14 protein-coding genes and 1 pseudogene are annotated in these 14,650 nt (G+C 56.5%); 7 read left to right on the top strand and 8 right to left on the bottom strand.

The features are described 5' to 3' along the window. Nucleotides 1-29: 29 nt before the first annotated feature. The 5 genes from DK510_RS08105 to guaA form a co-directional block, all read right to left on the bottom strand. Nucleotides 30-902: an ATPase gene (locus tag DK510_RS08105; RefSeq protein WP_109311629.1), complete on the bottom strand. Its 873-nt coding sequence runs from the start codon at nt 900-902 to the stop codon at nt 30-32. Between the two features lie 49 nt (nt 903-951). Next, entirely contained in the window at nt 952-1,848 is an 897-nt protein-coding gene (locus DK510_RS08100; protein WP_109311628.1) for a DMT family transporter, read from the bottom strand. Nucleotides 1,849-1,952: 104 nt separating this feature from the next. After that, complete coding sequence (locus tag DK510_RS08095) at nt 1,953-3,080, bottom strand: OmpP1/FadL family transporter (protein WP_109311627.1); 1,128 nt, start codon at nt 3,078-3,080, stop codon at nt 1,953-1,955. A gap of 122 nt (nt 3,081-3,202) precedes the next feature. Next, nucleotides 3,203-4,108 carry a DMT family transporter gene (locus DK510_RS08090; protein ID WP_109311626.1) on the bottom strand — a complete coding sequence of 302 codons (906 nt, stop codon included), beginning with the start codon at nt 4,106-4,108 and terminating at the stop codon, nt 3,203-3,205. A gap of 97 nt (nt 4,109-4,205) precedes the next feature. Further along, on the bottom strand, nt 4,206-5,765 hold the full coding sequence (gene guaA / locus DK510_RS08085; protein WP_109311625.1) for a glutamine-hydrolyzing GMP synthase: 1,560 nt from the start codon (nt 5,763-5,765) through the stop codon (nt 4,206-4,208). A 91-nt stretch (nt 5,766-5,856) separates the two neighbouring features. Between guaA and DK510_RS08080 the strand changes: the two genes are divergently transcribed. Both DK510_RS08080 and DK510_RS08075 read left to right on the top strand, forming a co-directional pair. Next, complete coding sequence (locus tag DK510_RS08080; RefSeq protein WP_109311678.1) at nt 5,857-6,297, top strand: GNAT family N-acetyltransferase; 441 nt, start codon at nt 5,857-5,859, stop codon at nt 6,295-6,297. A gap of 133 nt (nt 6,298-6,430) precedes the next feature. Next, nucleotides 6,431-7,975, top strand: a complete 1,545-nt coding sequence (locus DK510_RS08075) for a trimethylamine methyltransferase family protein (RefSeq protein ID WP_058271464.1) — start codon at nt 6,431-6,433, stop codon at nt 7,973-7,975. Here DK510_RS08075 and DK510_RS08070 read toward each other — a convergent pair whose 3' ends face one another. After that, on the bottom strand, nt 7,976-8,275 hold the full coding sequence (locus DK510_RS08070; RefSeq protein ID WP_109311677.1) for a DUF6477 family protein: 300 nt from the start codon (nt 8,273-8,275) through the stop codon (nt 7,976-7,978). 240 nt (nt 8,276-8,515) lie between these two features. Between DK510_RS08070 and DK510_RS23260 the strand changes: the two are divergent. Together DK510_RS23260 and DK510_RS08060 are read left to right on the top strand one after the other, a co-directional pair. Next, nucleotides 8,516-9,622: pseudogene (locus DK510_RS23260) on the top strand (DUF6456 domain-containing protein); the annotation flags it as partial. 55 nt (nt 9,623-9,677) lie between these two features. Beyond that, nucleotides 9,678-10,601 (top strand): hydrogen peroxide-inducible genes activator, encoded by a 924-nt coding sequence (locus tag DK510_RS08060; protein WP_109311624.1) that lies wholly within the window; start codon nt 9,678-9,680, stop codon nt 10,599-10,601. Nucleotides 10,602-10,648: 47 nt separating this feature from the next. On the opposite strand, the gene DK510_RS08055 is transcribed toward DK510_RS08060, so the two are convergent. Then, the gene (locus DK510_RS08055) at nt 10,649-11,197 is read right to left on the bottom strand and encodes a peroxiredoxin (protein WP_109311623.1); all 549 of its coding nucleotides are present in this window, start codon (nt 11,195-11,197) and stop codon (nt 10,649-10,651) included. 263 nt (nt 11,198-11,460) lie between these two features. Between DK510_RS08055 and lipA the strand changes: the two genes are divergently transcribed. Continuing rightward, complete coding sequence (gene lipA, locus DK510_RS08050; protein ID WP_058271469.1) at nt 11,461-12,411, top strand: lipoyl synthase; 951 nt, start codon at nt 11,461-11,463, stop codon at nt 12,409-12,411. Beyond that, on the top strand, nt 12,408-13,562 hold the full coding sequence (locus DK510_RS08045; protein WP_109311622.1) for an amidohydrolase: 1,155 nt from the start codon (nt 12,408-12,410) through the stop codon (nt 13,560-13,562). Before lipA ends, DK510_RS08045 begins: the two co-directional genes overlap by 4 nt. Nucleotides 13,563-13,578: 16 nt before the next feature. Here DK510_RS08045 and hpt read toward each other — a convergent pair whose 3' ends face one another. Beyond that, the gene (hpt, locus tag DK510_RS08040) at nt 13,579-14,121 is read right to left on the bottom strand and encodes a hypoxanthine phosphoribosyltransferase (RefSeq protein WP_109311621.1); all 543 of its coding nucleotides are present in this window, start codon (nt 14,119-14,121) and stop codon (nt 13,579-13,581) included. Between the two features lie 71 nt (nt 14,122-14,192). Here hpt and DK510_RS08035 point away from each other — a divergent pair, with 71 nt between their 5' ends. Then, a complete protein-coding gene (locus DK510_RS08035) occupies nt 14,193-14,639 on the top strand; it encodes a type II toxin-antitoxin system RatA family toxin (RefSeq protein WP_058271887.1) in 447 nt (148 codons plus the stop codon). Nucleotides 14,640-14,650: the final 11 nt, after the last annotated feature.

The following is a 14,650-nucleotide window of genomic DNA, read 5'->3' as shown; positions in this document are numbered from 1 at the left end:
CCTTTGGAGTTACTGTGTAGAGGCGGTAATTAAGCCCAGTTTGTCCGGGTCTCAAGGGTGCGTTCGATCAACTCATCGAAATCACCCGCATCGCGGACCTTGTGCATGTCATCAGCGGTGACTGTGACACCCCAATTGTCCGCCATTGCCTGATAGCGCGGTTGGCGGTGGGCCAATGCGCGCGCATAAGTCCAGCGGATAAACGCGTCCGGGTCGACATTCTCGGGCGCGTAACCATGTTCGGTGAGGTATTCGTCCCAGACCCGGGTCAGAAACTCTGCCTGATAGGACATCGGCTTAGGGGCCTTATCGAAACGGCGGATCAGTTCAGCGGTGTGGTCCTCATCGCCCTTGATCCAGATCATCAGGGTTTGGCGGGACAGCTCGGACAAGACATGATCGGCCGGGTCCTCAGGATCGACCCATTCGCAAATTGACCCGCCGGTATCGCAGATGAAGTTCGGATATTGATACAAACGCTTGGCGCGGTCGATGAAATACTCGGTGTCCAGCAGGGCGTGGATCTCAGCCAGGCGGAACTGTTCTTGCCGACGACGATATTCAGTCAGCTCAAGCCCGCCATGCGCCGGGTTGCCCGGTTTGCCCAGATAGGTCGCAACCGGTGTCAGGTTTTCGAACGAGATATTCGAGCCGATATAGATCGAATCCGACAGTAACAGGTCGCGCAGGAATGGAACTTTCATCGCCTGGGCTTTGGCGTTGTCGATGATGTATTCGCCCATGTACCGGGTGCCGATGCGGTAGTCGATCGAGTAGTGGAACCAGTCCCCGGAATCGCGCAGCACGTTCGACACATAGGTCTTGCCCAGCCCAGACATGCCGAAGAACAGCACTTTTTTCCGGGCCGCTTCGCGCCAGTCCTTTGCCGAGCTGTAGATCATTGTCCGCTGTCCCTTTTTCTGACCTAGCTAAAACGGGCAGGGGGCGGCGTCAATCACGTGAGCGGGACCAGTTCAGAATCAACAACCCGATCGCCAGCACGGCAAAGCCCAAAAAGGCCTGCGGCGGTAAGGTTTCGTCGCGCACCATTGTGCCTAAAACGATGGCGACTGGCGGTATGACAAGCGTTACTAACATCAGGTTTCCGGCCCCGGCCATGGCAAGAACGCGGTAGTACAGTAAATACGCTCCTGCGGTTGCGATCAGTGCGTAATAGGCAATGGCCGCCCACGTTATCGCCGGCAGGTTCAAAACGGGAAGCCCGTCGACCACGAGGGAAACAGGCAAAATCAGAATGGTTGAGCCGGTCAGCATGCCAGCTGCGGCAACTATGGGAGACAAGCCAGACAACTTGATTCTGGCCCAGGCGCTGGCCAACGCGTAAGAAACTGTTCCGGCGATGATTGCCAGTTGGGCAACGCTTTGAAGGTTGAAAGTTGCGAAATTCTTAAGACCAATTGCAATTGCAACACCCAGGAATCCCAGACCGACGCCCACACCACGAGCAAGGGTCAACCTCTCGTCCTTGAAAAACATAGCGGCGATCAGGACGCCGAAGACGGCGGTTGCTGCATTGAGGATCGAGGTCAGGCCAGTTTCGATGTAAAGCTGCCCCCAAGCCATAAGCGAGAATGGGATCGCATTGTTCAACAACCCCATCATCAGGAATGCGGCCCAGATGCGCGGGTTGGTGGGAAAACTCAGCTTTTTGAACCAGACAACGATCCACAACGCCAGCATCGCCCAGAAAACACGGTGCAGAACCGAGGTCATGACCGGGATCGTGTCCAATGCGACGCGGATCGAGATAAAGGATGCGCCCCAGATTACGCCCAGAAGTAAAAGTTCGGCCCAAGCCCTTGGAGACAGGTGTTTTTGAGGTTCCATAGCCCGTTCTCGCATTCCCCAAGACGATGTTCGACCCGAAACTTGCGCAAAGAAAAACCCCGCCAAGAGTGGCGGGGTTTTTGTAGTTGGTTTGCTTGGCGGGATCAGTTCAGCGTGTACGTGAGCTGCAGACCGACGCTCCATGCTGAGTTGCCCGAGAATTCGCCACCGGTGGTGGTGGTCGCATCGCCGATATCGGTATAGCGGATGCCGCCAGAAATCTGAGCCTGCTCGAAGGAATATGTACCACCTACGCCAAGGCTCCAGAAACCGTCGGTTGGGCCGAGGTTCGAAACAGTGGAACCTGAGGACGTTTCATAGCCCGCGGAGATCGCTCCAGAGAACTCTTCGGTGAACTTGTAGCCAAGACCCAGTGTGTAGGTGAAGGTGTCGTCCGCATAGTCAACCAAGTTCTGTTGCGCAGCGGCTGTATAAACCGGCGGCGCCAGAACTGTCTGTGGCCAGTCAACCCAGCGGATCGATCCGAACAGCAGCGTTTTCGGTGCGACACCGGTCTGGAAGTCCAAATTCACCGATTGAGGTGTCACAACTTCAGTTTCGGTTTCCGACGTCACGAGCGGTGCCGGAACGGGCGGAGGTCTCCGGTTGATGGACTCCGTCGAGTCGAAATCGTGCGTGATTTTAGAGTTGTAGGTCAGTGCAACACGTGCCGCGATATCGGGACGTTCCCATGCGACGCCTACGACGTAACCGAAATCAACCTCAGAGCCGGATTCAAATTCGTAACCGGCAACAACCGGGACAGCAACGGTTGCCTTGGCCCGTTGTGCGCGAATACCGCCGATTGCGCTGAAGCCGCCATCGAATTTGTAACGAACCAGGGCAGTAATCGCATCAACATCCGCTTTAGCGCGCAAAACGTCGGTGCGACCACCAAAAGCGGCCAAGGGGTTCTGCGACAAAGGATAGTTCGACGGGTACTCGACATCGGCACCGTACGGTTCATCATAGATGAGAGCAAAGTCCAACTGATCGGTAAATGAATGCTTGTATGCCAGGTGTGGTGTCCAGAAGCTTTTGGCGATGTTTCCGGACTCAACGCCGTTCTGCTCACCGCTAACGTCGGGGTTTGCGTACCCCAAGCGGAACTGGACGACAGAACCTTCCTCAAACAGAATGTTGACGCCCTGGCCGCTGCGATCTAGTCCGCCAGCATATGCTCCGGTCGCGCCAACGCATACCGCGCACGCCTGTAGAAGCGCTTTTTTCATTTCTTCCTCCCTCTAGGTCTCCTGAAGGTCAGTGCCAATTAATTTTGTGGTGCGGACCGACCTGCATTGTGGTGCTCGATACTTTCTAAAGGTTTACTTTATCGTCAACACGTGACCGTGCGTTACTTGTGTTGAGTGTCGTGCGGGAGTGTTGCCAAACTGTTACGATTCTCTGCGTGGACGTTCAAAAAGATACCCGAAAAGATCACAGCGGCCCCCAGCAAGGTCCAGTGATCCAGCGGTTCGTGATACAGAACCATGCCGACGACGGCGATTGTGGGTAGGCGGGCAAAGTCAAACGGCACCACCACGGTTGCCGGGGCGATGGCAAGCGCGTTTGTGATGCAGTAATGCGCCAGCAGCCCGGCCAGTCCCACCAGCAACAAAAACGGAGCTGTGCTTGCCGAGGGCAGGGTGATTTGTCCGTCGATACCCGATGCGATCAGCCCCAGCACGGCTTGCATTACTGTCAGCCAGAACATGATGCATCCGATGCTGGCAAAACGAGTGAGGGACTTTGTTGATATCGTTGTTAAGGCAAAGAAAATAGCGGACATAGCAGCGGTCATCACACCTGCACTGAGAGGCACGGAGCCCGGCCGGGCGACCAGTAGAATTCCGGCAAATCCGATCAGCGCCGATAGCATGCGCACGGTCGTCAGGCGCTCTTTCAATAGAAGTGGAGACAGCAGTATGACCCATATGGGCTGAGTAAACTCCAGCGCAAACACCTGTGCCAACGGAATGACGCTAACCGCATAGAACCAGAGGTTTTGCCCGGTGAAATGCAATACGTTCCGGATTCCGTGCAAGCCGATCCGTTCAGTCGAAACCTGGTGCCACTTTCGCGTCAGAGTCAGGATCAGGGCGACCACGCAGATGCCGACGAGGCTGCGGTAGAACATGATCTCGAACGTGTCGTGGGTCACGCTTAGTTCGCGGCCCGCAATTGCCATGGACGAGAAAGAGGCAATCGCCCCGGTCATCCAGAGCGCTGCCTTGCCGATCTGTGGTCTGGCGGTTTCCATCCGGGCGCCTGTAGATTTTGGTTATACCAATTTGATTGCTATCGATTTTTTCACGGCGTGAAAAACAAAAAAGCCGGGACAGAGCCCGGCTTTCGCATTATTCCCACTCGATGGTTCCGGGTGGTTTTGATGTGATGTCATAGGTGCATCTGTTGATGCCTTTGACCTCGTTGATGATCCGTGTGGCCGTTTCGCTCAAAAACTCATGGCTGAAAGGGTAATAGTCTGCGGTCATGCCATCCACGGATGTCACCGCGCGCAGGGCACAAGCGTAGTCGTAGGTGCGACCGTCGCCCATGACGCCAACAGTACGCACGGGCAGGATGGCCACAAAGGCTTGCCAGATGTCATCGTACAAACCGTGCTTGCGAATCTGGTCGATATAGACCGCATCCGCTTCGCGCAGGATATCCAGCTTTTCACGGGTGATCTCACCGGGGCAGCGAATCGCCAGACCGGGACCGGGGAAGGGGTGGCGGCCAATAAAGCTCTGGGGCAGGCCCAACTCGCGACCCAGCGCGCGGACCTCGTCCTTGAACAGCTCGCGCAGCGGCTCGACCAGTTTCAGGCCCATCTTTTCGGGCAGGCCACCAACGTTGTGGTGCGATTTGATCGTGACCGAGGGGCCGCCCGAGAATGACACCGATTCAATCACGTCGGGATACAGCGTGCCTTGCGCCAGGAATTCGGCGCCGTCGATCGTGTCAGCGTGTTTCTGGAACACGTCGATGAACAGCTTGCCAATAATCTTGCGTTTGGTTTCGGGGTCGCTTTGACCTTCGAGTTCACCAAGGAACAGATCGCTTTCGTTCGCGTGGATCAGCTGGATGTTGTAATTATCGCGGAACATGCCGACGACTTCTTCGGCCTCGTTTTTGCGAAGCAAGCCATGGTCCACGAATACACAGGTCAGCTGATCGCCGATTGCCTCGTGGATCAGGATCGCCGCGACCGAGCTGTCGACACCACCGGACAGACCGCAAATGACCTTTTTGTCGCCGACCTGCTCGCGGATCTTTTCGATCATTTGTTCGCGATAGGCACCCATGGTCCAATCGCCCTTGAACCCGGCAAGTTTGACGAAATTTTCATACAGCTTTGCACCCTTTGGGGTGTGGTGCACCTCGGGGTGGAACTGAACCGCGTAAAAGTGACGGTCGCTGTCCGCGGTAATCGCGAAAGGTGCGTTTGGCGAGGTGCCGTAAACGGTGAAGCCGGGCGCGATTTCGCTGACGTGGTCGCCGTGGCTCATCCAGACCTGCTCGTCACCGTTTAAAAACCAGCCTTCCAAAATATCCAGCTTTGCCTGCGGGGTAACAAAAGCACGCCCGAACTCGGCCGTGCCATGTCCGCTTTCAACCTTACCGCCCAGCTGGTGCATCATCACCTGTTGGCCGTAGCAGATACCAAGGATCGGAACGCCGTAATCAAAGATCTCCTGCGGTACACGGGGCGAACCCTCACGTGTCACGCTGTCAGGACCGCCCGAGAATATCACGGCCTTGGGGGCCATTTCCCGCACAAAGTCCATCGTGACTTTTTGATAGGGGTGGATTTCGCAATAGACATTCAGCTCGCGCAGGCGGCGCGCAATAAGCTGCGTAACCTGGCTGCCGAAGTCGATGATCAGAAGGCGGTCATGGGTGTCTTTGGTCATGGTTGGCTATTAGGTCGCAAGACTTGCATGTGCAAGCGCTATGACGTCATTTGTGCAATTGAGCCTCAGGATAATACAGAAAGAGCGCGAGATGCCCGAGATCGTACTACGCCGCGCAAGTGCTGCTGATACCGAAGCGGTCGCAACCTGCATTGCGGCGGCCTATGCGGAGGCATTGCGCGATATTCCTGATCTGCCCGATGTCACGGACGGCGTTGGCGACGACATCGTCGCGCATCAGGCCTGGGTTGCCACGCAGGATAAAGACATCGTCGGGTTTATTGTTTTTGACCAGGTCGATTCTGCGGTGATGATCTTTAACCTTGCCGTATCGCCAAAGGCACAAGGGGCAGGGTTGGCGAGGCGGTTAATCGGAATAGCTGAACAAGAAGCCAAGGGAACGGGCACCGCTAAGCTCAGGTTGCGAACGCATAAATTGATGCAAACGACAGTCTCCATGTACCTCTATTTGGGGTGGCACAAGAAAGAAGTGAGCGGAAACACAATCTTGATGGAGAAGGAACTTCCCTGATCAGAGCAAGTGCCTGACGGTTTTGGTTTATGCAGATGTCGCTTTTCCCCCTATAGCGCCGTAAATTAGATGCATTGCCCCAAATGCTTGCTGTAACAAACTGATCAAACCAACCAATAGACGGGATCTTCTCATGGCAGAGGCAAACACCCGGCGTCGGGCAAGAGGTGGCGGTGGCGCCGCCCGCCGGGCCGAACGTACCGCGGTTCGCATCGAAACGGCGAAATACATCGAACGGAATATTCCGAACTTCGAGGTTCTCAACGAAGAAGCGTTGGAAATCATCGAAACCAACGCGGAAACCATTCTGGCCGAAGTCGGCGTGAACTTTGTCGACAACCCAGCGGCGTTGCAGCGCTGGAAAGATGTCGGTGCCGATGTCGATGGTGAACGCGTCCGCATTCCGCGCGGTCTGGCACGTCAGCTGATCAAAACCGCGCCCAGCGAATTCACGCAGCATGCCCGTAACCCCGAGAAATCGGTTGTCATCGGTGGCCGCAATCTGGTTCTGGCCCCGGTGTACGGCCCACCCTTTGTGCGGGACGCCCAAGGTGGCCGTCGCTATGCGAACATGGAAGATTTCAACAAGTTCGTGAAACTGGCGTATATGTCCAAGTGGTTGCACCATTCGGGCGGGACCGTGTGCGAGCCGACAGATATTCCGGTGAACAAGCGTCACCTTGACATGCTGATGGCGCACATGACCTTGTCGGACAAGCCGTTCATGGGCTCGGTCACCGATCCCAGCCGTGCGCAGGATTCGGTTGAGATGTGTGAGATTCTGTTCGGCAAAGAGTTCGTTCAGGAAAACACAGTGATGACCTCGCTGACCAACATCAACTCGCCGATGACCTTCGACGACGTGATGATGGGCGCGCTGGAAGTTTATGCGAAGAACAATCAGGCCTGTATCATCTCGCCCTTTATCGTGGGTGGTGCGATGGCGCCTGTTTCGATTGCAGGGACACTGACGCAGGTTCTAGCCGAAGTTCTGGCTGGTGTAGCGTATAGTCAGATCATCCGTCCGGGCGCGCCTGCGATTTTCGGTGCCTTCGTGTCATCGATCGATATGAACTCTGGCGCGCCGACATTTGGTACGCCCGAGGCATCGATGGTTACCTACGGTGCGGGCCAGCTGGCGCGACGTCTGAACCTGCCGTTCCGCTCGGCCGGGTCTTTCTGCGGCTCAAAATTGCCTGATGCACAGGCGGCTTATGAGACCGCAAACTCGCTGAACATGGGGCTGATGGCCGGCGTGAACTTCATGCTGCATTCCTGCGGCTGGCTTGAAGGCGGTCTTGTTGCAGACTTCGAAAAGTTCGTCATGGATGCCGACCAGTTGGGCGTTCTGCACGGTCTGGCCAAGGGCGTGGCCTATGATGAAAACGCGCAGGCGATGGATGCGATCCGCGAAGTTGGCCCGGGCGGTCACTATCTGGGCTGTGCCCATACGCAGGCGAATTTTAAAGAAGCGTTCTGGAAGTCCGAGGTCCTGGATTACAAACCCTTTGAGACCTGGGAAGACGAAGGCGGGCGCGACACACGCCAATTGGCCACGTCGCGGGTCGAGCATCTGCTGGCCAATTACCAGCAACCGCAACTCGACCCCGCCGTCAACGAAGCATTGAACGCATACGTGGCGGAAAAGAAAGCATCCATGCCGGATGCCTTCACCTGATCATTGATATTGCGAGGCGCGACTGGCTTTGAACAGTTGCGCCTCGCCCAACAGCGCGATCAGCAGGTCCAGATGGCGGACCAGCGAATAGGCGGCGTCTTCGGCCAGCCTTTGGGCGTTAACCTCTCGTTCCAATTCCAACAGACGAACCAGCGCAGACCCTGTGCCGGGCAGTGATCCGTAACCCATAACACGCTGAAGATGCCGGTCCCGATCATACTCCTGCGCCCCAATTTTTGCGGCCCGAGCCAACAGGCGTGGGCGGCGGAGCGTTGTAATCATGGTCATCAGGTCCTGCATTTCGGTGATCCCTTGGTTGAACAGAAGATAGCCATTTGTCACGCAGCCTAAGCGAGTGTTGCCCTGTGCGGATTCTCTCCGAACTCTGATTTCATGAGTGTTTATGATTTTGAATCAAATCTGGTTGTTGTCTCTCCCGGTTGACGAACGAGTAACGAAAGCGGCTCTAGTTAGGATTGGTTAACACATTCACCGGGGGCGATTGAGAACCGATTGTTTTGTCGACGAGGGCAAGTGACTATGCAAGAAAACATGGCTTTCACCATTCCGGCGTGGGTGCCTGAAGGGGCGCAGAGATACCTGGCGCATACCGAAACCGGTCAATCGATCCGCGACATCGCGCGATCCGCGGGGTGCCATGCGTCAACCATACACAGACAGATCCGACGTATTGAAATGCGCCGGGACGATCCGTTGGTGGATGCTGCGCTGCAAGCGTTGGCAGAGGTCCATTTCACGGATCAACAAGGGCGCGCTGGGTCTTTGAACGAGCCTTTGGGGATTCAGGCCAACGATGCAGCAAGCAAGGACGATGAGTTTAACCGTGAAGCTCTTCGAATACCGCGCTGCCATTGCGAAACCGGCGCGGTCCTGGCCGTGGCGGTAGAGATGAACAAGGCCGTGGTCGTTCGTGACACCGGCGACAGCGGGACCGCAAGAACTGCGGTCGTCAATTGCACGATTGCGCAAGCGCTGGCTTTGAATGATTGGATATCCTGCGATAATCCTGGACGTATTTCCCGGTATCGCATCTCTTCCTCTGGGCGGTCGGCCTTAAGCCAACTGATCGCCGAGGCCGAGAACAAAGCGCGCGCCAGAAACGAGTTCGGCATGGCCGAGGCGCAATCGCCGTTTCAGACGCATCGCAAACAAAGACAGGACGGGTCGTCGCACGGCGCCAGACGTATTCGGTACAGTGCTGCCGAAAGTCCGCTGATCGCGTTGGCGCGCTGGCGGGACAAGGACGGAAAGACCTTTCTCGACGAAACTCTGGTCGGCGCTGGCGAACGGCTACGCGAAGACTTTGAACTGTCGCAGATCGGTCCGCAGGTTGCCCAAAACTGGGATCACTTTCTAACGGCCGGGGGGCGGGGAAGTTTCGCAAATGGAACGTATACAGGCCAGGGATCTTCAGACGCGCGCGCTCGGGTTGAACGTGCCCTGTCGGATCTGGGACCGGGGTTAAGCGACGTGGCACTGCGGTGCTGCTGTTACCTTGAGGGGCTCGAATTAGCCGAAAAACGCATGGGGTGGTCGGCGGGTTCCGAGAAGATGGTGTTGCGCATCGCCTTGCAACGCCTCAAGCGCCATTACGAAGATCAAGCAGAGAAAACTCGCCTGATTGGGTGGAAATTCCATAATTCTCAGTTGAGGTTTCAGGTGGTAGTGATAGAAATTGCCTATGAATTTTACCCTCAGACAGCTTCAGTATTTCAATGCGGTGGCAGATCAGCGCAATTTTGGTCGTGCGGCTCAGGTCTGCCATGTCTCACAACCCGCGCTGTCGGTTCAAATCAAAGCGTTGGAAGAGACTTTGGGCGGGCCGTTGTTCGAACGTCAGGCGCGCGACATACTGCTGACGCCGTTGGGGCGCGACGTGCTGGACTACGCCCGTCAAGTCCTAGGGGCAGCGGACCGTCTGGACCAGTTCGCAAAGGATCATTCCGTTGGGCATCGGTCGTTGGCAATTGGGATCATTCCGACGATCGCGCCTTATCTTTTGCCTGGTGTGCTTGCCGGGCTGCGCACAGCCGACGTCTCCTTGCGGGTGCAGATCCGCGAAGCCCGGACCGAGCGCTTGCTTGCCATGCTGCGGGCCGGGGAAATCGATGCCGGTTTGATGGCCTTGCCAGCCGGTGGCAGCGAATTGTTCGAATTGCCGCTTTTCGAGGATCGTTTTCTGCTTGCCGGAAGCGCGGGGCGGCTTGGGACAGTACACTCAGACCCGGATGCCTTGCGCCCAGTGGATCTGCAGACCGCGCAGTTGATGTTGCTGGATGACGGGCATTGCCTGACGGATCAAGCGCTTGAGGTCTGTGGTCAGGACAGAAGCAGCGGTTTGATCAATATGGGGGCGTCCTCATTGGCGACTCTGTCGCGACTGGTTGCCGAAGGGTTTGGTCTGACACTCATGCCTGAACTCGCGGCCCGCTCGGAGACCGAAGCTGTTTCGGGGCTCAAGCTCATGCGGTTCGGGGCACCGCAGCCAGCGCGGACGGTGGGGTTGGTCCGGCGCCTTTCGACGGGACATGAAGACTGGTTCGACAGTCTTGCGGAAGTCATCCGGCGTGTTGGCGATGATATCGTAACCGCGACCCGTCATTAAAAAAGGCCCGCCAAAGGCGAGCCTTTGATACGTCAGCCTGACAATTCTTATGCCAGTGCCGGTTCTTTGGCTTCTTCCAGGTGCTTCATCAGGGTTTCCGGGGACGAAACGCCATAGGGGTCTTCGGGGCAGTTATCCATCAGGCCGGGCTCTTCGAACCAAGCTTCGACTACACCATCGGTTACGATGGCAGCGTAGCGCCATGAACGCATGCCAAAGCCCAGGTTTTCCTTGTCGACCAGCATGCCCATTTTGCGGGTAAATTCGCCCGAACCGTCAGGGATGACTTTGACGTTTTTCAGGCCCTGATCCTGTGCCCATTTGTTCATGACAAAGCTGTCATTCACGGACATGCAGTAGATTTCATCGATGCCCTTGGCAGTGAAATCGGCATACCCGTTTTCGAAACCGGGCAGTTGAAAGGTAGAGCATGTGGGTGTGAAAGCACCGGGCAGGGAAAACAGGATGACGCGCTTGCCTGCGAAGTAATCCGCGGTTGTTTTGTCTTCCCAACGGAACGGGTTGGATCCTTCGATTGCTTCGTCGCGGACACGGGTGTGGAAGGTAACGGAAGGCAGTTTTGCGCCGGTTTTCATCTACGGGCTCCTGTGATTCACATTAGAATTAATGGTGACTTAAAACAGTTCTAAACCGCCTTCAACGCTAGAAATGCTGCATTTGCGATATAACTTTAAGTAACAGTAAACATAAGATAAATCCTGCTACTATGTTTGAAGCGCGGCGCGGCTTCTTCGGTTGCAAACCTACTATGCATGGCGGGTATGCCCGGGTGGCATAGTCTGCGCGGGCGTATTATGTTAGGGCAAAGCAAATTGACCCAAAGTCAGGAAAGCCAGCCGTGCGTGATCTGAAGATCCCAGAACAACGTCATCCCGAAAAAGCGCATCGTCCAGACAATGCGCAGCCCAAAAAGCCCAAGTGGATACGCGTCAAGGCACCCGGCGGTAAGGGCTATGCTGAGACGCACAAGATCATGCGCGAGAATAATCTGGTCACTGTCTGTGAAGAGGCCGGATGCCCGAATGTCGGCGAATGCTGGAGCCAGGGCCACGCCACCATGATGATCATGGGCGAGATCTGCACGCGCGGCTGTACCTTCTGTAACATTGCAACGGGACGTCCGGACACGTTGGATGCGTTTGAACCAGGGCGCGTGGCGCATGCGGTTGAAAAGCTGGGTTTGAACCACGTCGTGATCACATCCGTTGACCGCGACGATCTGAAAGACGGCGGTGCCGATCATTTCGCACAGACGATACGTGCGGTGCGGCACCGGTCGCCGAAGACGACCATTGAAATCCTGACACCTGATTTCCTGAAATGTGACTCTTCCGTTCTTGAAACTGTCGTCGAGGCCAAGCCGGACGTGTTCAACCACAATCTGGAAACCGTACCCGGCCTGTATCTCGAAGTGCGTCCCGGTGCGCGTTATTTCCACTCGCTGCGGCTGTTGCAGCGCGTCAAAGAACTGGACCCGTCTATTTTCACCAAATCGGGAATCATGGTCGGCTTGGGTGAGAATGAGCAAGAAGTTCGGCAGGTCATGGATGACATGCGCGCCGCCGATATCGACTTTCTAACCATCGGTCAGTATCTGCAGCCCACGCCCAAACACCATGGTGTGGATCGGTTCGTGACGCCGGAAGAATTCGCATCCTATGAAAAGGCAGCTTATGGCAAAGGGTTCCTGATGGTGTCCGCGACACCACTGACCCGGTCGTCCTATCACGCGGGGGATGACTTTGCCCGGTTGCGTGAGGCTCGCCAGAAAAAGCTGGAACAGGGGTGACACCCGAAGCGCACGCGCGGCTGACACGCCTGCGCCACGACCTGCATCAATATCCCGAACTTTCCGGGGACGAGCGTGAGACCGCTGCCCGCATGACAGAGCTTTTGCGGGGATTCGGTGCGGACCGTGTGCTTACCGGACTGGGGGGGCATGGCGTTGCCGCGGTTTTTGACAGTGGGCAGGCCGGGCCAACCATTGGTATCCGGTGCGAATTGGACGGGCTGCCGATTCAAGAACTTGGCGCGCACCCCTATGTGTCGAAGGTTCCGGGCAAAGGGCATCTGTGTGGCCATGATGGGCACATGGCGATGGTGCTTGGCGTTGCCGAAGACTTGGCGCGCCACCGCCCCCAAAAGGGCCGGGTGGTATTGATCTTTCAACCGGCTGAGGAAACCGGGCAGGGCGCTATCGCCTTTCGCGCGGACCCCCAATTCGCGCAAATCGCGCTGGACTATGTGTTCTCTTTGCACAACCTGCCGGGGTTGGAACTTGGTGCAGTTGAGTTGTGTCAGGGTTCGGCCAATTGCGCCTCGCGCGGGATGAAAATTATCCTGACCGGCAAGACATCCCATGCGGCTGCGCCTCAGGATGGGATTTCCCCGGCTGAGGCGATGTCCAAACTGGTTTCGAAGCTGGCGGGTTTAGGCGCAGGCGGCGCGTTAGATGCCGATTTTGCGCTGACAACTGTGACGCATGCCCGTTTGGGAGAGCCGACTTTCGGCGTCGCTCCGGGGCAGGCCGAGATCTGGGTAACTTTGCGCACTGTTTCAGACGCTCGGATGCAAACGCTGATGACCGAGGCCGAGGCGCTGGCGCGCCGCGCCGTATCCGCCGACAGTCTGGGGGTTGAGATCACCTATGACGATGTCTTCGAGGCCTGTGTCAATCACAGCGACGCGGTGAACATCATCGCAATGGCCTGCGCCGAGCGTGGAGCACCGTTCCATTCAACAAAGACACCGCAAAAGTTCTCAGAAGATTTCGGGCAATTCGGCAAAGGCGCGAAGGCGGCGATGTTCTGGCTGGGCGCAGGGCAGGGTCACCCGCAATTGCATAACCCCGACTATGATTTCCCGGACGCGTTGATACCTGTTGGAACCGGGGTTTTCCTGTCGGCTATCCGACAGGTTTTAGGCGACGCCCAAGCCTGATCAGAGGTTGCCCGGTTCAGTCTTCGACAAAACGAACTTTGCCAATGAATGGCAAGTTGCGATTGCGCTGCGCGTAGTCGATCCCGTAACCCACAACAAATTCGTCCGGAATTTCAAAGCCGATCCAATCGGAACGGAAATCGACCTCGCGCCGGCTGGGTTTGTCCAGCAAGGCAATGGACTTAAGTCGGCTTGGCTTGCGGCTGCGCAACAGTTTTGTGACGTGGTTCAGCGTGTGGCCGGTGTCGACGATATCCTCAACAGCCAAAACATCGCGCCCTTCAATCGCGCCACGTAAGTCTTTGAGAATGCGTACTTCCCGGCTGCTTTCCATCGCGTCTCCATACGAGGATACTTCGAGGAAATCGACTTCGATCGGCAGGTCCAGCTCGCGTACCAGATCCGCGATGAAGACGAAACTGCCGCGCAGTAGGCCGACCACGATCAGCTTGTCGGTATCTCCGAATTCTGCCGTGATTTCGCGGCATAATTCCTCGACTCGGGCTGCAATCGCCTTGGCCGAGATCATCGTATCTATCACATATGCGCGGTCGCTCATCGCTGCCCCCTTGATCTTTGGCGCGCAACATACGACATGACGCGCCATTGTCACCTGAAAAACCGGACGCCATGCCTACTCATTCGGAAACACGTCACCTTCCTTACACTGCGCAGCAGATGTACGAGCTGGTCGCGGACGTGGCAAAGTATCCCGAGTTTCTGCCTTGGTGCGCAGCCGCCCGCATTCGTCGGACCTATGCGGCGGGTGAGGCGCAGGTCATGGAAGCGGATCTGGTGATCTCGTTCAAAGTGTTCCGCGAACGGTTTGGTAGCCGGGTGACATTGTTTGCCGATCAGAAAAGAATCGACACTGAATATCTGGACGGCCCATTCAAATACATGAAATCCGACTGGCAGTTCGCCGACGCTGATGATGGCGGATGCAACATCACGTTCCACGTGGATTTCGAATTCAAGAACGCGATCCTTCAGGGGATCATCGGCGTGGTCTTCAACGAGGCTATGCATCGGATCGTTCAGGCCTTTGAGACCCGCGCGAAGGACTTGTACAGCTAGGTCTTTACCCC

The organism is Ruegeria sp. AU67 (genome assembly GCF_900312795.1).
Lineage (GTDB): Bacteria > Pseudomonadota > Alphaproteobacteria > Rhodobacterales > Rhodobacteraceae > Ruegeria > Ruegeria atlantica.
This window is presented reverse-complemented; position numbering and strand designations above follow the sequence as displayed.